Origin of the sequence: [Clostridium] hylemonae DSM 15053 (assembly GCF_008281175.1) — a bacterium.
In the GTDB taxonomy this organism is placed as follows: domain Bacteria; phylum Bacillota; class Clostridia; order Lachnospirales; family Lachnospiraceae; genus Extibacter; species Extibacter hylemonae.
Genome location: NZ_CP036524.1, coordinates 122,669 through 140,596, shown reverse-complemented (window position 1 = coordinate 140,596; position 17,928 = coordinate 122,669). Strand labels below are relative to the sequence as shown.

Genomic DNA, 17,928 nt, shown 5'->3' with positions numbered 1-17,928 from the left:
GCTGCGGTTCAGCAGAGCTTTTGGATCTCCTCCAGGAACCGCTCGCCGTACTTTTCATACTTATACTCACCTACTCCGGACACAGACAGCATGCCTGCCCTGTCTGCCGGTTTTTCCACACACATGTGGACGAGTGTCTTATCGGAAAATACGAGATACGGGGGCACTTTTTCTTCTCTTGCGATCTCCATCCTGAGCTCCCTCAATTTCTCAAACATAGGCTCGTCAGCCGCAGAAAGACCTGCTGTTTTTTTCTTTTTGCCCTTTGTCTCTTTGTGCTTTTTCGTTTCTTTCTCTGCCTCTTTAGGCATTTTCATCGTGATCTGTTCTTCCCCGCATGTGATCTGTCTGGATTTTTCAGTCAGCTTCACAATACTGTAGCCATCTGTCGTCAGCATCAGATATTCTTTCAGCAGCAGATGATTGATGATCTGCCTCAGACGGTAAAGGGGCACTTTTGCCAGCACACCGTACTGCGGATTTTCATCCATCCTGTACTGGCGTATTTTTGCCGTATTAGCGCCGTGTACCGTGTCCAGTATAACATTGATGCCGTAACGCTGACGGCACGCGGATACACAGTTAACGACAGCGGCCGCGCTCTCTGTGACATCTACAGTCTCGAACTGTGACAGACAGTTGCTGCAGTTTCCGCAGTAATTTTCCCCGTATTCCCCAAAATAACGAAGGATATAATCCCGCAGACATTCATTTGTAAAGCAATAGAATGTCATCTTTCTCAGCCGCTCCCGGTCTCTTTCCTTCACAACCTCTGCCGTAAATTCATCCAGCTCGTCATTCTCCCTGTTATTGTCTATAAACAGCTGATTGGTCACTACATCCTGTCCGCCGTACAAAAGTATGCATTCGGAAGCTTCTCCGTCTCTTCCTGCTCTGCCGGCCTCCTGATAATAGCTCTCCATATTTTTGGGCATATTATAGTGCACGACATATCTTACGTTGGATTTGTCTATTCCCATGCCAAAAGCATTGGTGGCCACCATAATATCTGCCCGGTCATAAATAAAGTCTTCCTGGTTTGACTTCCGTTCCCCGTCGCCGAGACCTGCATGATACCTTGTGACGGAAAACCCTTCAGCCTGCAGCCTTGCACACACATCTTCCACATATTTCCGGGTCAGACAGTAAATGATGCCGCTCTCTCCTTTATGCCGCTCTACATAGTTTAACAGCGCGGCAAATTTATCTTTCGGCGACTGCACCGCAAAGTACAGATTCGGACGGTCAAAACCTGTGGTCGTGACAAGCGGCTCCCGGAGCCTCAGTATATCTGCGATGTCCGCTCTGACCTCCGCCGTTGCGGTTGCAGTAAACGCACTCACTACGGGCCGTTTCGGCAGTTTCTCTATAAACGTAACGATCTTCAGGTAACTCGGCCTGAAGTCCTGCCCCCACTGCGACACACAGTGCGCCTCATCTACCGCTACCATGGAAATATCCGTGTGCATTGCAAAGTCGAGGAATTCACCGGTATCCAGCCGCTCCGGGGCCACATAGATGATCGGATAGCGGCCTTCCTTTGCATAGCGCAGCGCAGTATAATACTGATTCACCGTAAGAGAGCTGTTCAGGTACGCGGCATGCACGCCGGCCTGATTCAATGCCTCTACCTGGTCTTTCATAAGCGATATAAGCGGCGAGACCACGATCGTAATACCGCCCATAAGCAGCGCGGGTATCTGGTAGCAGAGAGACTTGCCCGCCCCGGTCGGCATGATGCCCAGCGTGTCCCTGCCCTCAAGTATACTGTCGATCAGTACATTCTGCCCGTCCCTGAACTCATCGTATCCGAAATATTGTTTTAAAACTTCGTATTTATCCATTATCGTATCACAAAACCCTCTGACTATTCTGTCCTTTTATTCTCTCTGTATTTCTTTGCCTGCTCTTCCCAGTACCTCTTATCGTCTTCATTGATCTCACGCAGCACCTTGCACGGGCACCCTGCGGCTATCACCCCTGACGGGATATCTTTTGTCACGACGGCGCCGGAACCTATCACCACATTGTCACCGATACTTACGCCCGGATTGATGACTGTGCTGCCGCCGATCCACACATTGTTTCCTATGGACACCTTGCTGCCAAATTCCAGCTGCGTATTGCGGATTCCGGCGTCAATAGGATGGCCTGCGGTATATACGCACACCCGCGGTCCCCAGAATACATTGTCACCGATACTCACACTGCACACATCTACAATGATACAGTCATAATTCGCATAGAAATTGTCGCCTATTGAGATGTTTTTGCCGTAATCACAGCGGAACGAAGGCTCAATGTACAGATTCTCCCCCGTCTTTCCAAACAGCTCCTTCAGCAGCTGTGCGCGGTACTCCGCCTCTTCCTCCGTCGTATTATTAAACAGTCTTGTGAGTCTTTTCGCACGCATAAATTCTTCTGTAAGTTCCTCGTCCTTTGCAATATATAATTGTCCCGACAACATCAATTCTTTCTCTGTCATATTCGCCCTCCATCTCTGTTTTATGTATTGTCTCTCTTCCTTCTATGAACCTGAAGACGGTAAGTACGGCCTTAACACACCGGCCACATTGCTGATAGGCATCGTCTGAAGCCACACCTTGCCCGGACCTGTGATGATGGTATTAAATATCCCCTCTCCTCCGAACAGCATATTCTTTACCCCCGGCACAGTCTTAATCTCCATACTGCACGTCGCCGACATTGCCGCCAGGTGGCCTGTATCTACCACGATCTGTTGTCCGGGCTGAAGTTCGTATTTTATCACATGGCCGTCGAACTCGGCAAAGACCGTACCGTACCCACCCGCCTTCTGCATAATAAAACCTTCTCCTCCGAACAGCCCTGAACTGAACTTTTTATTAAAAAATACGGACAGCTCCACACTAGCCTCCCCTGCCAGAAACGCACTTTTCTGCAGTATCATTTCCTGTCCGGGCCCCACCTGAAATGCTTCCACGGATCCGGGAAAGCTTGACGCAAATGCGATCATACCCTCTCCGCCCTGCGCCGTATAAATATTCTGGAACATGCGCTCCCCGGAAAACATCCGGCCGAACGCTTTCCCGATACCGCCGTTGGTCGTTGTTTCCATTAACATGTTCGGGGACATCCAGGCCATACCGCCGCCTTCTGTGATCATTTTTTCTCCGGCCTCTAGCTGGCAGATAACTACCGGCAGCGTCTCTCCCTGTATTTCGTATTTCATATTCGCATCCTCCTTTTTTACCAAGTATAACATAAGTGTCACATCATTCAAGAATTCTTTCCGAAGATGTGTTAAAATAACATCATCGTAAAATATTATCTGCGGAGGAGACTTTATAATGCCAAAAGAACAGGAACAGCGGCACGTATACTACGACCGTGATCTAAAGATAGAAGCATACAATTTAAGCGGCATCGTCCAGAAATTCCCCAACCATTTTCATGAATTCTATGTGATCGGTTTTGTGGAGGGCGGCAGCCGGCACCTCTGGTGCAAAGCGCAGGAGTATGACCTGACAGCGGGGGATCTTATTCTTTTCAATCCCCATGACAATCATTACTGTGCACCGCTTGGCGGTGAGATTCTCGATTACCGGGCTGTCAATATTCCTCCGGATGTGATGGAGAAGGCAGCGTCGGAAATAACAGGGAAAAATTTTATTCCCCATTTTACGCAGAATGTTGTGTATCAAAGCGACATCACCCAGTCACTCGGAAGACTGTATGACGCCATCCTGAAAGGAGGGCCCCGTATGGAGCGGGAGGAAGCTTTTTTCTTCCTTCTCCACCAGGTGCTGGAAGACTACGCAGCTCCTTTTGACGAGGCAGAGCTTATCCAGCCCAACCCTCAGGTACAGATGCTGTGCAGCTATATGGATGAACATTTCTCCGAAAATATCACTCTGGACGACCTGCTCACCATGACAAGCTTTGGAAAATCCTACCTTATACGCTCATTTACACGCCAGGTAGGTGTCTCCCCTTACCGTTACCTGCAGACCGTCCGCCTTGGACGGGCTAAAAAGTTTCTGGAACAAGGTGTCCCGCCCATCGATGCATCCGATATGGCAGGATTTTCCGATCAGAGTCATTTCACAAATTTTTTCCGGGATTTCACCGGGCTTACGCCCAAACAGTATCAAAGAATATTTACAGATTCCAGACACGCCGCTTCGCCTGAAGCAGTGCTTACGGGAACAGACCATGATGAGAGAGAGGAACCGTAACTGACATGACAGAAAAGAATGTATCACGAGGCCATCTGGCCGCCTTTATAACTATATTTATCTGGGGCACGACCTTCATTTCTACAAAGGTGCTCCTGAAAAGCTTTACACCAATTGAGATCTTGTTTATCCGGTTTTTGATCGGCTATGCCGCACTGTGGTGCGTACGCCCGAAATTTATGCCGTTAAGGGGCCGAAAACAGGAAGGAATCTTTCTCCTTGCAGGCCTGTGCGGCATCTGTCTCTATTACCTTCTGGAGAATATATCCTTGACGTTTACCCAGGCATCCAATGTGGGCGTTATCATCTCAACAGCCCCTTTCTTCACAGCAATACTTACGAAACTTGTCTCCAGGGAAAAGGAACAGCTCGGCCTCCCCTTCTTTCTCGGATTCATAGCTGCCATGGCCGGGATCTGCCTGATCAGCTTTTCAGACGGCGGGGCGAGCCTGAATCCGACCGGGGATCTCCTCGCGCTGCTGGCCGCTTTTATCTGGGCCTGTTACTCTGTGCTGACGAAAAAGATCTCTGGTTACGGATACTCTACAATTGAAACTACAAGAAGAGTTTTTTTCTACGGCATCATGTTCATGGTGCCTGTCATGTTCTTCTCCGGCTTCCGTCCTGACATGAAAGCACTGCTCGTCCCGGTCAATCTCGGAAACATACTCTTCCTTGGCCTTGGCGCCTCAGCGCTATGCTTTGTGACATGGAACGCTGCCGTTCGCATCCTCGGCGCAGTGAAAACGAGCGTCTATATCTATCTTGTTCCTGTCATCACCGTGACAGCCTCCGTACTCATCCTGAAGGAGCAGATCACTTTAAAAGCCTGCATTGGTATGCTGCTGACTCTGGCAGGCCTTTGGATATCAGAGCATAAATGGGAATATAAAAGAAAGAGTCCCTGTTATACAATTAACAAGTAGCGTCAGCAAAACGGTAAATAATCCGACCGGCGCAGGACAGGTGGCAGATGTAAAGTTCAATCTTGCACATCCATGCCAGCCACCTGTTCCTCCTCCGTATGTTTCATTTATTCCAGTTCCATTTCTTTTATAAGTTCCTCTATTTTGTCTGTACTTTCTTCAAGGGCATCAGCGATCTCTTCGACGGATTTTCCCTTTTCAAGTTTCTTTTTGATCAACTCTATCAATTGTTTTTTTGCTCCTTGCTCTAGTCCTTCCTTTCTTGCCTCTTCTTTTTCATAGTATTTTTCTTCCCAAGCCTGCATATATTTCACCCCGACTTCCTCACTGTTTCTTACCTTCCGGACCCGGTCATGAATACGCTTTATCCGCTCACTTCCTGTCTGCTCAGCCGCCTCGTCCGTCGTATGCTCCACATAGTACAGAAACTGTACGAGCTCCGCCGGAACTTCGTCCTCATTCTTCCCCCGGGTATTCAGAAATATCCGTGTCGCTCCGTCTTCAAGGACGCACTTAGGCTCCTCCACACACACGGGACGAAAGGTGTAACGATATTTTCCGAAGCCAAACAGATCAAAGGGTGTTATCATAATAATATATGACTCATTCAACGCACTGTAATCCGGAACCCCAGGTTCCAGCAGGGAGATATCGACCAGCGACTGGTAGTACCTGCTCCTCTTAGACAGGTCTGCCCTGCGCTGCTTCTGCATCTCTGTGTTATAAACTGTCTTTTCTACATCCATAGAAAAGACATCCATCCGGATGGAGCGGGCCTCCGGCGAGATCCTCAGTTCTTTTTCCGCCTCATTTTGATCCAGAAGCGGAATCTCTCTGCCAAAGATAATGCTCAGCGCCTCCCTGTGCGTCAGCGGATCTTCCATCACTTCCTCAAACAGAAATCGGTCCGTAAGATTTAAGTTATTTAATGGTATCAGTTGTTGTCTTTTGTTCATATGATTCTCCTTTATTTTATCATAGATCACCGGCAGTTAACAGACAAAAAGCGCAAGAACAACGCACACAGGCATCCCTCCTTCATATTTAGATTTGACACAAGCATCGGATACGTACGGCGAACTGCCGCTAATGAAATCAGAACTTCAGAATGTTTGATTTGTGCTCATATGGTACCACAACACAGTGATCTGTTCAAGTAGTATCATAATTTTATTACGTGAATTCAAAATATGACAGTGTACAGCGCAAAAGAGAAAGTATAGAAACGCAGGCTGCTCGTACACTTCTATTCTTTCTCTGCCGTTCTACATTTGCTTCAGTGCTTCTACCATGTTAATACGTGGTATCTTCCTCGATACGACCCTGCTGACCACAAAAGATAATGCAAGCGTCCCCGCAGCGCTCAGGAGCCACGATGCAGTCCTTATAAACACAGGTACATCCATGGATTCAGGGATAGTGGACAACAGGTAATACAGCAGGCCGTATCCCGCAGGCATCCCAAGCAGGATTCCCAGCGCCGAAAGCCATACGTTCTGTTGGATCATGATCTTCCGAATCTTTTTATCTGCAAATCCGAGCACTTTCATAGTCGCAAATTCCCGGTAACGCTCCATATATGACAAAATGCCAAGATTGTAAAGCATAACGCTTCCAAGAATTACGGCTCCAAGCACAAGCAGCATTATCATCATAACCATTCCATCCATCATGGAATCCACACCCTCGACCAACTCTCTCTGATGAGATATACTGCATTGCTCCTCATATGTTCCAAATCCATTTGCAGGTTCTTTTCCAATAACAGCAGTCGGCTTATATACCTGTCCCGCAGCCTCATAATCTGACCTTTGCATGATGATTCCCTGGCTGAGCGGTGTCCGGACAATGGCCTTTACCTCAGAGCATATATACGATGTGCCTCCCGCCGGTTTCCATGTGAGGAAGCCGCCTTTCCTGATTCCGAGACTGTCTGCCGTCTTTTTTGACAGCGCCACGCCCCCGTCCACGGCAGTAAATGTATCCAGATTCTCCGCCAGCTTTAAATATCTTGTACTCTCAGATACTGTAAGAGCAACTTCTTTCTCCCCTTTTTTCCCTCTTTCCCTGTCTGCACCTTCCCCGGATGTGCCGCCGGTAAGAATGGACGCGCTGCTCTCCATCAAATATTCCCCGTCTGTCATTGCAAGCAGTTCTTTCTGTCCTTTTTCTTCCGGCAGATCTGTTATCTTGCATTCATAATTCTGCTGTTTGGTAAATGTCCAGTCAGACAGATTCACAAACGTATCGTAGAGCGCAAAAGCACAGAACAGAAGTGCCGTACAGCCAAGGACACCGCACAGGCTCATAAAGCTTCTCAGTCTGTTTCTGGCAATATCCCTGAGGTTCCATCTGCCCGCAAATCCGAGCAGTTCCATTGTCCCGGGGAACTGCTTTCCGCCTGCAAAAGGCATATCTGTATATAGAATGTCCGCGGCATTTGGCTTCAAATACCTCCTGCATATAAAGAAACTGATAAGCACACAGAATACTGTACAGCCCAGCGGAAGCAGGTAATAAACAGGCGGAAGATATCCTCCCCATACCGGGATCACATACATTTGCCGCATAAACTTGTAGATAAGTCCCGGAAGGAACCGGTAGCCACATATAAACCCGCCCAGCGCTCCGGTAAGGCAGATAAATGCATTGTGAGACAGATAATGGAGGATCAGTTTCTTTTTAGTGAAGCCTAATGCCTTCAATATCCCTATCTGCATCTTCTCGTTTTTCAGCATCCGGTGCATGGTCGTCATGACGATCATCACTGCGATCAGAAGAAAGGCCGCCGAGAAAGCCGTTCCTATCGTCTGATGCTGTTTTATCTCATCTTTCACCATGGATATTGCAGGATGTTCTGCCCTTACAATTGTCTTGACTTCCTTTTCCCCGAGTATATCCTGTATGATCTGTTTTCTCTGAACACCTGCAGTTATTACCGCCGCCTCATTATAATGAAGCGGGACTCCTGCGGGCAGCAGCTTCGGACTTATCCAGGCAAACCCCGTGTTCTTATGCTCCGGCATCATTTCGCCTTCGGATGCCCCGTATATATATTCCGGACTATAGACGAGACCAAGGATCTCCCCTTTGATTTCCATGTCTTTGTAGTCCAGCTCGATCTGCCCGCCCACCTTATAGCTATTTTCCCGGGCGTACAGGGCGTCCAGCCAGATTCCTTTTTTACTGCTGTCGTAAGCAATCCCTTTCTTTACATAGAGCTTTGAAATATGGCTGCTCTGCGCCATATAACATTGTAACGTGGATTCTTTATTTCCTGCCGGAACCATCGGAAGTACCATCCTGCCTTCTGCTTCGTTAATCCGGACATCATTTCTGATTTTATCAATGTCTCTGCCGGTCAGATCACCATACGTCCACATATCTGCCATATTCTGCTCATCTATATAAGTTTGAAAATGTTCTTCCAGGCCTCTCCATTCACCGGTAATTCCGGAAAAAAGGAAACAGCCGACAAACATCATGAGAAAAATGGCCATAAACTGAACTTTATTTCTGTGTATATCCCTCAGCATCTTTTTTGTCAACATTACCATTCCACCTCTTCTATACTGACAGGATGTTCATTTACCCGGTTCTCGACTATCTGCCCGTTTTTCACCCTCACTAACCGGTCTGCAGCTTTGGCAAGATTCGCGTTATGGGTGACGATAAGTGTTGTGCGTCCTTCTTCCCTGCACAGCCGTCTAAGTTCTGACAGCACCATACAGCCGGTCTCACTGTCCAAAGCCCCTGTCGGTTCATCGCAAAGCAGCAGATCGGGATTCTTTGCGAGCGCCCTGGCAATGGACACCCTCTGCTGTTCTCCACCTGAGAGCTGCTCCGGAAACTTCCGCCCATGTCCTCTGAGCCCTACTTTTTCCAGCGCCTCATCCGCAGGTACAGCATCCTTTTTCAGTTCTTTCATAAGCGCCACATTTTCCCGGACAGTCAAGGTCGGAATCAGGTTGTAGAACTGGAACACAAATCCTATTTTTTCTGCTCTATATGTGGACAACTCTTTTTCATTCATCTCAGAAATATCTCTGCCTGCGATCTTTACTTCTCCTTCATCTGCCCGGTCTATTCCGCCGAGAATATTAAGAAGTGTACTTTTTCCTGCGCCGCTTGGACCAAGTATGACAGTAAACTCTCCCTCTTCTACCGTAAAGGACACTTTATTAAGAGCATATAGCTTCTGTCCCCCGCTCTCATATATTCTGCTTACTTTTTCTAATGCCACGATACTCATTTTTCTGCCTCCTTCTGCTGTACGTAATACCGGATCACCAAACAGGACCTCATTTTTTTGCCCATCTCGTGGCTCTTATATTATCTGCTTTCAGAAGCCTTTTCAATAGCGCCTGCCGTATAAAAATCAGAACTTAACATTCGTTCACTTTAAAGATGAATGCTAAGTTATACCTTTGTCCTTCCCGAATATTTTAATATAAAAAAGACTGCCTTCTCGCATGAAGACAGTCCGGACTGCTTACAATATATCGCTCTCTCTGGCTTCTCTTTTCACCTTTGGCACAAACTTTTTGTCAAACGCATCCACCTCGTCTTCCTTAACCATGAAACTTTTATCAAAGTCATAGGTACCTGCACATGCTTTCAGATATCCTTCCTCCAACTCATTTACCATAAAAAATTCATTCTCTTTATCCCGGTCTGCCCCGGGCAGATAAATATCATATTTACTGGCAGGGACAAAACCAAATCTGCAGTAATATTGCGGGCTGCCTGTTATCATCACCGCCTTGATCCCTGTTTCCTTTGCTTTCTGTAATGTATAGGTGATTATTTTCCCGCCGATCCCCTTCCCCTGATGATCGGGGTGCACACTGACCGGACCAAAGGCAGCAATACTGCTGCACATCCTGCCGTCCTTATACATTCTGCTGTACACAATATTTGCAACGATTTTACCGTCTTCTGCCGCCACAAAATCCAGTTCTCTTATGAAGGCTTCACTTTCTCTCAGTTTATGAAGTACAAGATGCTCACAGCATCCCGGCTGATAAACGTTCCAGAATGCCTCCCTTGTCAGTTGTTCCACATCATTATGATCGATCTGTTCTTCCAGACGAAATATCATGGACAATTACCCCCATCTATTTTTATATTATTTATTTTACACGAAACTGCACACGGCTGCAATCAAAGTTTCTCTTCATTGACTGCCAGTCCCGTACATAGCATTTTAAAAACTTTGATAAATTCCTTCTGTGCATCTTCGGAGTCTTTGTGCTCAAGCAATACGTGACGGATACATAAGATAAATGTTGACGTTAGTATGTCGATATAGGGAGAATCGCTGTCTTTTAATCCGAGATGCCATGCCATATGGCTCTTAAACTTTTTTACAAACTCCTCCCGTTTCTCAACAAACTGTGTCGTTCTTAAGTCAAATAAAATCAGCAGTCTTTCATCCAGCAGACACTGAAATTCTTCATAATCCATTAAATCATTCATATTTTTCAGCGCATCCAGCAGTTCCTCCATTGAATATACTTTATCCTGCTGCTCAAGATGTCCTTCCGTAACTTTCGCAAGCTTTTCCAGAGGTTCTTTTAGTATCTCCGAAAGGATGGACTCCTTACTCGGATAATAATGATATATATTTCCGAGTGTTGTATTGGCTTTTCTGGCGATCACACGCATAGAAGCAGCTTCATACCCATGAAGCAGAAATTCTTTCTGTGCCGCTTTGAGTATCTCTTCTCCGATGCTTTCTTTCTTCGTCTGCATTTTACTACCTCCGTATAGACACATCTTAAATGCTTTCCACATCTTTTTCAATAATACAGGATGTATAAAAATCAATACTTAACCACTGTTCATTTTAGAAGAAATTTAATTCATTACTTTTCTTTTTTAACCACTGGTGGTATACTGTCGGTATGGGGTATTAGCGCAGTTGGGAGCGCGCAACATTCGCATTGTTGAGGCCACGGGTTCGAATCCCGTATACTCCATGTCGTGAAAAAACGTTAAGAATCCGCAATCCCTTTAGTATCAAGGGGTTGCGGATTTTACGTATATAGAATATATTTTCTGTTGATATTAAAATATGTTCTATATACGTTAATGTCTGAGAAATGGCAAAAAGGTGAGAAAACAACATTCAAACAGTTGTGTATACCGCAGTTTTAGGCCTATTACCGCAATAGAGAATTGTATTTTATCAAACAGAGCGGTATAATGGTCGAAAATATAAAATGATGGGACCGGTTTACCGACGTTCCAGCTGGAAGTCAGGACAACACCATGAAACAAAAACCTTATGGCCAATATGGGCAAAGGAGGGCATATTTCAATGGCAAAGCTTGTCAAGACTTGCCAAGTTCAAAAATGCGAGGTGTTATGAATGAAAATGCGTGAGGAATTTACCTGCCCTCTGGAACTGGTTCACGATATGATTAAGGGCAAGTGGAAACCAATCATTTTGTGGAGATTGCGATTAGGCGCAACCTCTCTTTCAAAACTGGAAAAAGACATTGATGGCATTACACAGAAAATGCTCCTGGAACAGCTCAAAGAGCTGATAGATTATGGTTTTGTCGGAAAGAAATCGTTTGAGGGTTATCCTCTCCATGTGGAATATTCTCTAACGGAAGGACAAGGCCGTGAGCTGCTAAAGGCCTTAACGATCATGCAGCATATCGGTATTGAATACCTAAAAAAACAAGGTAAAGAAAATGTGCTGATCGAAAAAGGCGTTGTTCCCGAATAAGATACTTACAAAAAAGTGGGTAATTTACTATTTGCCTCCATGTGGTTATTATGTAATTGAACAGAAACCATGTGGAGGTATTGTTATGAATGTAACAAGTACAGGAATTATTGATAATACTATTCAAGACAAATTTGGCGGGCGAGGAACACAATTTAATGAAAATGGCATCCCGACCTGTTCTCTGCCAATTAAAATTGAAAATGCCCCAAAAGAGACGGTATCATTCGCCCTTGTATTGGAAGATAAAGACGCCTATCCTGTTACAGGAGGATTTGTCTGGGTACACTGGCTGGCTGCAAATATCACACGAAGAGAACTAAAAGAGAACGAGAGCCAGAAAGCTCAAGACTTTGTGCAGGGGAACAACAGTTGGACGAGTATTCAAGGGAATCAGCAAAGCAAAGCGTTATCTTGTTTCTACGGAGGAATGACACCCCCAGACCGAGCGCATATCTATGAACTACACGTTTTCGCATTAGATAAATTGTTGGAGCTTAATAACGGATTTTTCCTAAATGAGTTGTATTCAAAAATGGAAGGACATATTTTAGCCCAATTCACATTAAAAGGCAGCTATGATAAAGTATAACACATCTTGTTTTGCTTTTTCGATTTCCCGACGATAAAAGCCGATCTTATCGTCCAGTTTCACAAGGAGGTTTTTCAATGGTACAGAAATCAGAAAAATACACAGTCATTACAGGGGCTAGTTCTGGTATTGGTTATGAGACAGCAAAAGCATTTGCCGCCCGCAGTAAAAACTTGATCATTGTCGCCCGCCGTCAGAATAATCTTGAAGCCTTAAAGAATGAAATCTTGCAGAAATATCCGGCACTGGATATTGTAATCAAAGTCACGGATCTGTCTATTTTGGAAAATGTATATCGTCTCTATACAGACTTGAAAGATTATTCGCTGGAAACATGGATTAACAATGCAGGCTTTGGAAACTACGACAGCGTGGCACAGCAAGATCTAAAAAAGATTGAAACCATGCTTCATCTGAATGTTGAAGCCCTCACAATTCTATCATCACTTTTCGTTCGGGACTACAGAGACATTGCGGGAACACAACTCATTAACCTCTCTTCTGCCGGAGGGTATACGATTGTACCTACCGCTGTCACTTATTGTGCTGCAAAATTTTATGTAAGTACGTTTACAGAGGGATTAGCACACGAACTAAGAGAAAGCGGCGCTAAAATGCAGGTAAAAGTGCTGGCCCCCGCCGCGACAAAAACAGAGTTTGGAAAAGTAGCAAACGATGTCAGCAATTATGACTATGATAAATTGTTTGGAACATATCACACCAGCCAGCAAATGGCAGCGTTTTTGTTGGAATTATATGATAGCAATAAAATAGTTGGTACAGTAGATAGAGAGAATTTTAGCTTTAAATTATGTGACCCGCTATTTTCCTACTCCGGTAACTCTAAACACAATCAAAAGACAAGTAAATAGTATGCGGTAATTCTGCCGCACGACGGCAAAAGGAAAAAGCCGTCTCAGATTATTTATTCCTCTGTTTTTCCAGCCTGCTTTATGAGCTGATTTATATATGTGCTCACTCCCGCCGCCAGGATCCCCTGGACGACCGCTGTAAAGAGCGCGATTGCAATATCCCGGGCCGTGGCACAGCTGGCCGTTGCCATTATCCAAATACCACACATGAAGATGCCGATAATGCCAAGGACCAGCGGTATGTACTTGTCCTTCAGAAACGCAGCCTGTTTGAACCACATACCCAAAAAATATAATGCGATCGCAACAGTCATCAGTTCCGGTTTTATATAATTCATAATTTGTTCCATAATTTTTTTCCTCCTTCTACTTGCCGCTAATAAGGTCCGGCAGATCATACGAATCTGTTTTTGACAGTGTTATCTTATCAGCAGCTGCAGGGACAAAGAGGGACATGAACAAATATTGCTTATCTGCATATGTAAAAATCTTTCTGAATCAGAAATAGTTCTTTTGTTTATATGTCGTTACATTTCGGTTTATTTCTTTTTTCATCTATTTTCCTTTATTTTTATCTATTATAATCTTTTTTTATCTATATTTCTCCAAACCGTATCATAATGTATACAATATGCCTGTAAGGTCATAAGGAGGCATTATGAACAAACCAAGAGCTTTGCTGTTAAGGCTCGGGATACGGTCTACACTGAAGGGATTTCACTTCCTTCTGTACGCTCTGCAGCTGTGCTTGTCAAACGATGAGTACCTCCTTTCTATCTACAGAACTCTTTACATGGATACCGCAGTGCACTTCAAGACATCGAGAGATAACGTAGACCATTGTATCCGCACTGCCATTTCTAACTGCTGGTATAAAGGCAACCGGGAACTTCTTATAAGTATCGCCGGCTACGAACTTAAACAGAAACCAGCCAATGGAGAATTCATAGACATTCTCTATAATTACTTATATGAGGAAGCATAGGCCCATTTTACGGGCCTCTTTCTTTTCAACACCTTATCATTATTTGTCTGAATTTGTCGAATATTGTCGTTTATGCCTTTTTATCATCTGTTTATGTCCCTATTCTTCTATATATGAGCGCAGCGTATACAATTACTCTGTAAGGTCGTGAGGAGGCATTATGAATAAACCAAGAGCTTTATTACTAAGGCTCGGCATACGGTCTACGCTGAAAGGATTTCACTTCCTTCTGTATGCGCTGCAGCTGTGCTTATCAAACGAAGAATACCTGCTTTCTGTCTACAAAACTCTGTATATGGATATCGCGGCACATTTTGGTACTTCCAGAGATAATGTAGACCATTGTATCCGTACTGCTATTGCAAACTGCTGGTATAAAGGCAACCGTGATCTTCTTATAAGCATCACTGGTTATGAACTTAAACAGAAACCAGCCAACGGAGAATTTATTGATATTCTCTACAATTACTTATGCCAGGAAGGATAGGCCCGCTCTGCGGGCTCCTTTCTTTTGATCTCCTGATCGAGGTAAACCAGCGGTAGAGTCCCTGTTCAACCAGGAATCGGTTGATTCGCCCTCATAATACTCTTATACTGTTGCCAACGGCTGGCAAATACAGTAGAATTGAAACGAAGAGAGGTAAGAATATGGAAATCAATCAAAGTGAAAAAACGGGGAAATTCATTTGTGTCATGCGAAAAGAAAAGAATCTGACCCAAAAAGATCTGGCACAAAAACTTGATGTGACCGATAAAGCAATATCAAAATGGGAACGTGGAATAAGCTGTCCCGACATATCTCTATTGATCCCTCTGGCTAAAGTATTGGATGTGACTACCAGCGAACTTCTGAACGGAGAACGCGCGTCAGAAGAGCAGCCTGAACATGCGGAAGCTATGGTGGAAGAAGCGCTGCACTATTCTGACAGAAGTTCAAAGCTTAAGCTGAAAAGAAACAGACATATTATGTTGATCGTGCTGACCGCATCCTTTCTTATTGCGATAGTCACATGTCTGATCTGCGACTTCTGCCTGAACAGCTCACTGTCCTGGTCTTTGATCGTCATTGTCTCCCTCCTTTTTTGCTGGGTATTTCTTCTGCCTTCTTTTAAGGCAAAAAATAAAATCATCAAAAAAACACTCGCCGCGGCGAGTGTTCTCGTGATACCTTATCTGGCAGCCTTAAGCCTGATATTGAAACAGCCGCTTGTTTTTACTCTTGGCGCCTGCATATCAGTCATCACTGCTATCGTACTCTGGTGTATTTACATTGTTTTTTTCATTCTTCCCGGCAGAAAACTGTGCGCAACAGGAATATCGTTTCTGCTGGCCATACCTGCAAGCATCGGAATAAACCGCGTGATCTTTTTATTTACCCGGCAGCCGGGGCAGACATTTTCAGAATATTTGATGAACACGCTCGGCCTGTCTGTATTAGCGGCCGTCTGCTTTGGCGCACATTATCTTAATTCACGCAGAACAGAATAGGATAGGACAGAGCCTGCTGCGGCTGACTAATCCGGCTGCCGTCTTTCGGACAGATAGTTCTCAACTTCGTCAGAAGTCAGCCGGCGGACCTCTGTATCCGGATATTCTACAAATCTGCCTGCAGTAAACAATGGTTCTGCCTGTGTAGCCTCTTTATCTCTGTTCTTTCTGAGATAATCCTGAAAATCTTCAGAACACGCAAAGATTTTATAGGAGACCCGTCCTTTGCTGTTTTTCATCTCATATATACCGCACGGCCGCTTTACTGTATAGTCAGCGGTTCTTAAATACAATCTCGCTATCTCCAGCGACTTGAAGGGAAAATTCCATCTCTGCAGTCCCCGCTTCTCGTCACGTTGTATACAGATACAGCGGCCGCATGTTCCGCAGATATACTGTGTATGGTTTTCCAGACACTCCCGCGCTCCCAAAAGCGGCGTAATTCTGCTCTCATTTACATAACATTCCCGGCACATATCTTTTTTACCTCCCGCATATCTTATACCTTTCTTTTCCAGTTTTATAATTTTGATCTCCAGATCTGCCATGCCGCATATTGTACCAATACACTTTTTAAGACAGATAACAAAAGGGTCATATCGTTTTATTGAGTGCATCCTGAAGTAAATCTGCCAGCTTTCCGACATGTATGCCGTCTACAAAGGAGTGATGGGCCTGTACCGAAAACGGCAGCAGAATCCTGCCATCCCTTTCAAAAAATTTCCCCCAGTCAAACAGCGGGGTGGCATTTTCTTTATTGCCCGAATTTGTATGGGATATATGCGTGTATGACACCCACGGAAATGGAGAAAACTGGAACACATCGTTTCCAAGAGGCCCTGTAAAATACTCTTTTTGCTCCCGCGCCGCTTTCAGTGCTGTTCTCACATAATCCTCCGCCGTTTCTTTCATGGGAACATTTACAACTTTAAACAGTTCTGTCTCTTTATCTATGTATGTAAAAGCCGTATCTATATGGTCAAACAGGACCACCTGCCCGTCCACAAACCGGTAGCGGAATTCTTCGATATTGTTGGCGCATTTTGTGACCGTATATATGAGCGACATCGTGAAAGAATAGCCTTTCACCTTTACTTCCTTCAGAAAGTTCGTGATATCCAGCTCAAAAGTCACACAGAATGCAGGCTCCACACTGTTTCTGAACACCTGACAATGCATGCTTCTCTTCCAGTTTTTTTCGTCAATGACCTTATATGAATTCGCCATAGCTGATTCTCCTTTCAATTTCAATCCAGCGGCTGACAGCGGGGACAATAATAGACCGAGCCGCCGAGATACGCTGTCTTGACTATCTCTCCTTTGCATATAGGACAAGGATTTCTGTATGTGTTTTTAGACATAACCGTAGGATACTTCCCGGGACTTCCCCAAATATCCTTTTCCGTATCCCTGCCGCCAAGGCGGGACATTTCTGCCAGCACTCCCTTGACACTCCCAAATAAGCGTTCTGTCTCTTCCGCCGTCAGTTTCCCGACCTTTTTTTTCGGGTGGATCCCGGCTCGAAAGAGAATGTCCTGCAGTACCCCGTTTCCGAGCCCCGGAATCCTCTGTTCTGCTGCCAGAAACGCTTTCGCACTTATGCCAGGCTTCACACCTGCCAGAAGTCCCCGGAAATATTCCTCGTCAAATTCGTCCGCAAGCGGAGACAGTCTCTCCTTGCTCAGCACATAATATTCATTGGCACACGTATGCTCATAGCAGAGAATCCCTCCATACATTGCCACCGTAAATATCAGCACCCAGCTGTCTGTAAAATCGATCCGCAGCTGATATTTTTCCGGCAGCCCGGCGGACGGTTCAAGCAGCCTCACATTGACGCCGTCATTAAAACAGAGTCCAAAGCCACCACTGAACCGAAGCTCCACAAAGATGCCAAACCCTTCCGCCTTCTGCACTTCTCTTCCCCGCAGCTGTCTGTCATAAGCTTCCGGCTCCCCATTAAACCAGCAGAATTTATGCGGTGAAGAAGGCGGATACACCTTCGCCACCGTCTTTCCCGCGATCGTCTTATCAAGCTCTGCTGCCCTTGCAAGCGCCTCCGGCAATTCGATCATATTCTCTTACCTCCCTCGTTTTTATCATTCTGCC

Annotated in this window: 20 protein-coding genes and 1 tRNA gene; 9 read left to right on the top strand and 12 right to left on the bottom strand. The window is 45.3% G+C overall.

The window, feature by feature from the left end; translation table 11 throughout:
• Window positions 1–8: 8 nt before the first annotated feature.
• From recQ to LAJLEIBI_RS00675, 3 genes are read right to left on the bottom strand one after another with little or no spacing between them, the layout of a single operon-like run.
• Window positions 9–1,844, bottom strand: coding sequence for a DNA helicase RecQ (gene recQ, locus LAJLEIBI_RS00685; protein ID WP_006444489.1), 1,836 nt, complete (start codon window positions 1,842–1,844; stop codon window positions 9–11).
• A gap of 23 nt (window positions 1,845–1,867) precedes the next feature.
• Window positions 1,868–2,485, bottom strand: coding sequence for a sugar O-acetyltransferase (locus LAJLEIBI_RS19440; RefSeq protein ID WP_006444490.1), 618 nt, complete (start codon window positions 2,483–2,485; stop codon window positions 1,868–1,870).
• Between the two features lie 42 nt (window positions 2,486–2,527).
• Window positions 2,528–3,211 (bottom strand): TIGR00266 family protein, encoded by a 684-nt coding sequence (locus LAJLEIBI_RS00675; protein ID WP_147570543.1) that lies wholly within the window; start codon window positions 3,209–3,211, stop codon window positions 2,528–2,530.
• A gap of 118 nt (window positions 3,212–3,329) precedes the next feature.
• On the opposite strand from LAJLEIBI_RS00675, the gene LAJLEIBI_RS00670 reads away from it, so the two are divergent.
• Window positions 3,330–4,217 carry an AraC family transcriptional regulator gene (locus LAJLEIBI_RS00670; RefSeq protein WP_006444492.1) on the top strand — a complete coding sequence of 296 codons (888 nt, stop codon included), beginning with the start codon at window positions 3,330–3,332 and terminating at the stop codon, window positions 4,215–4,217.
• Window positions 4,218–4,222: 5 nt separating this feature from the next.
• A complete protein-coding gene (locus LAJLEIBI_RS00665; protein ID WP_006444493.1) occupies window positions 4,223–5,143 on the top strand; it encodes a DMT family transporter in 921 nt (306 codons plus the stop codon).
• Window positions 5,144–5,250: 107 nt separating this feature from the next.
• Here the strand turns inward: LAJLEIBI_RS00665 and LAJLEIBI_RS00660 are convergent, their stop codons facing one another.
• From LAJLEIBI_RS00660 to LAJLEIBI_RS00640, 5 genes are all read right to left on the bottom strand, one after another.
• Window positions 5,251–6,099: an Rpn family recombination-promoting nuclease/putative transposase gene (locus tag LAJLEIBI_RS00660; RefSeq protein ID WP_040435818.1), complete on the bottom strand. Its 849-nt coding sequence runs from the start codon at window positions 6,097–6,099 to the stop codon at window positions 5,251–5,253.
• A 309-nt stretch (window positions 6,100–6,408) separates the two neighbouring features.
• The gene (locus LAJLEIBI_RS00655) at window positions 6,409–8,694 is read right to left on the bottom strand and encodes an ABC transporter permease (protein WP_040435819.1); all 2,286 of its coding nucleotides are present in this window, start codon (window positions 8,692–8,694) and stop codon (window positions 6,409–6,411) included.
• Entirely contained in the window at window positions 8,694–9,395 is a 702-nt protein-coding gene (locus LAJLEIBI_RS00650; RefSeq protein ID WP_006444496.1) for an ABC transporter ATP-binding protein, read from the bottom strand. Before LAJLEIBI_RS00650 ends, LAJLEIBI_RS00655 begins: the two co-directional genes overlap by 1 nt.
• 240 nt (window positions 9,396–9,635) lie before the next feature.
• A complete protein-coding gene (locus tag LAJLEIBI_RS00645; RefSeq protein WP_006444497.1) occupies window positions 9,636–10,244 on the bottom strand; it encodes a GNAT family N-acetyltransferase in 609 nt (202 codons plus the stop codon).
• A gap of 62 nt (window positions 10,245–10,306) precedes the next feature.
• Window positions 10,307–10,897, bottom strand: coding sequence for a TetR/AcrR family transcriptional regulator (locus tag LAJLEIBI_RS00640; protein WP_040435820.1), 591 nt, complete (start codon window positions 10,895–10,897; stop codon window positions 10,307–10,309).
• A 154-nt stretch (window positions 10,898–11,051) separates the two neighbouring features.
• Between LAJLEIBI_RS00640 and LAJLEIBI_RS00635 the strand changes: the two genes are divergently transcribed.
• The 4 genes from LAJLEIBI_RS00635 to LAJLEIBI_RS00620 all read left to right on the top strand — a co-directional run bounded on the left by LAJLEIBI_RS00635 (window position 11,052) and on the right by LAJLEIBI_RS00620 (window position 13,346).
• A tRNA-Ala gene (locus tag LAJLEIBI_RS00635) sits at window positions 11,052–11,124 on the top strand.
• Window positions 11,125–11,516: 392 nt separating this feature from the next.
• Window positions 11,517–11,882 (top strand): winged helix-turn-helix transcriptional regulator, encoded by a 366-nt coding sequence (locus LAJLEIBI_RS00630; protein ID WP_006444499.1) that lies wholly within the window; start codon window positions 11,517–11,519, stop codon window positions 11,880–11,882.
• An 85-nt stretch (window positions 11,883–11,967) separates the two neighbouring features.
• Window positions 11,968–12,474, top strand: a complete 507-nt coding sequence (locus LAJLEIBI_RS00625; protein ID WP_006444500.1) for a YbhB/YbcL family Raf kinase inhibitor-like protein — start codon at window positions 11,968–11,970, stop codon at window positions 12,472–12,474.
• Between the two features lie 77 nt (window positions 12,475–12,551).
• Window positions 12,552–13,346, top strand: coding sequence for an SDR family NAD(P)-dependent oxidoreductase (locus LAJLEIBI_RS00620; protein ID WP_006444501.1), 795 nt, complete (start codon window positions 12,552–12,554; stop codon window positions 13,344–13,346).
• Window positions 13,347–13,399: 53 nt separating this feature from the next.
• Here the strand turns inward: LAJLEIBI_RS00620 and LAJLEIBI_RS00615 are convergent, their stop codons facing one another.
• The gene (locus tag LAJLEIBI_RS00615; protein ID WP_187120309.1) at window positions 13,400–13,696 is read right to left on the bottom strand and encodes a phage holin family protein; all 297 of its coding nucleotides are present in this window, start codon (window positions 13,694–13,696) and stop codon (window positions 13,400–13,402) included.
• 308 nt (window positions 13,697–14,004) lie between these two features.
• Here LAJLEIBI_RS00615 and LAJLEIBI_RS00610 point away from each other — a divergent pair, with 308 nt between their 5' ends.
• The 3 genes from LAJLEIBI_RS00610 (at window position 14,005) to LAJLEIBI_RS00600 (ending at window position 15,819) form a co-directional block, all read left to right on the top strand.
• Window positions 14,005–14,331 carry a sporulation initiation factor Spo0A C-terminal domain-containing protein gene (locus tag LAJLEIBI_RS00610; protein ID WP_006444504.1) on the top strand — a complete coding sequence of 109 codons (327 nt, stop codon included), beginning with the start codon at window positions 14,005–14,007 and terminating at the stop codon, window positions 14,329–14,331.
• Between the two features lie 160 nt (window positions 14,332–14,491).
• Window positions 14,492–14,818, top strand: coding sequence for a sporulation initiation factor Spo0A C-terminal domain-containing protein (locus LAJLEIBI_RS00605; RefSeq protein WP_006444505.1), 327 nt, complete (start codon window positions 14,492–14,494; stop codon window positions 14,816–14,818).
• Window positions 14,819–14,979: 161 nt separating this feature from the next.
• Window positions 14,980–15,819, top strand: coding sequence for a helix-turn-helix domain-containing protein (locus tag LAJLEIBI_RS00600; RefSeq protein ID WP_006444506.1), 840 nt, complete (start codon window positions 14,980–14,982; stop codon window positions 15,817–15,819).
• Between the two features lie 26 nt (window positions 15,820–15,845).
• Here LAJLEIBI_RS00600 and LAJLEIBI_RS00595 read toward each other — a convergent pair whose 3' ends face one another.
• From LAJLEIBI_RS00595 to LAJLEIBI_RS00585, 3 genes are all read right to left on the bottom strand, one after another.
• Window positions 15,846–16,295: a hypothetical protein gene (locus LAJLEIBI_RS00595; protein WP_040435913.1), complete on the bottom strand. Its 450-nt coding sequence runs from the start codon at window positions 16,293–16,295 to the stop codon at window positions 15,846–15,848.
• A gap of 118 nt (window positions 16,296–16,413) precedes the next feature.
• Window positions 16,414–17,046 (bottom strand): CatA-like O-acetyltransferase, encoded by a 633-nt coding sequence (locus LAJLEIBI_RS00590; protein WP_040435822.1) that lies wholly within the window; start codon window positions 17,044–17,046, stop codon window positions 16,414–16,416.
• Between the two features lie 20 nt (window positions 17,047–17,066).
• The gene (locus LAJLEIBI_RS00585) at window positions 17,067–17,894 is read right to left on the bottom strand and encodes a formamidopyrimidine-DNA glycosylase (protein WP_006444509.1); all 828 of its coding nucleotides are present in this window, start codon (window positions 17,892–17,894) and stop codon (window positions 17,067–17,069) included.
• Window positions 17,895–17,928: the final 34 nt, after the last annotated feature.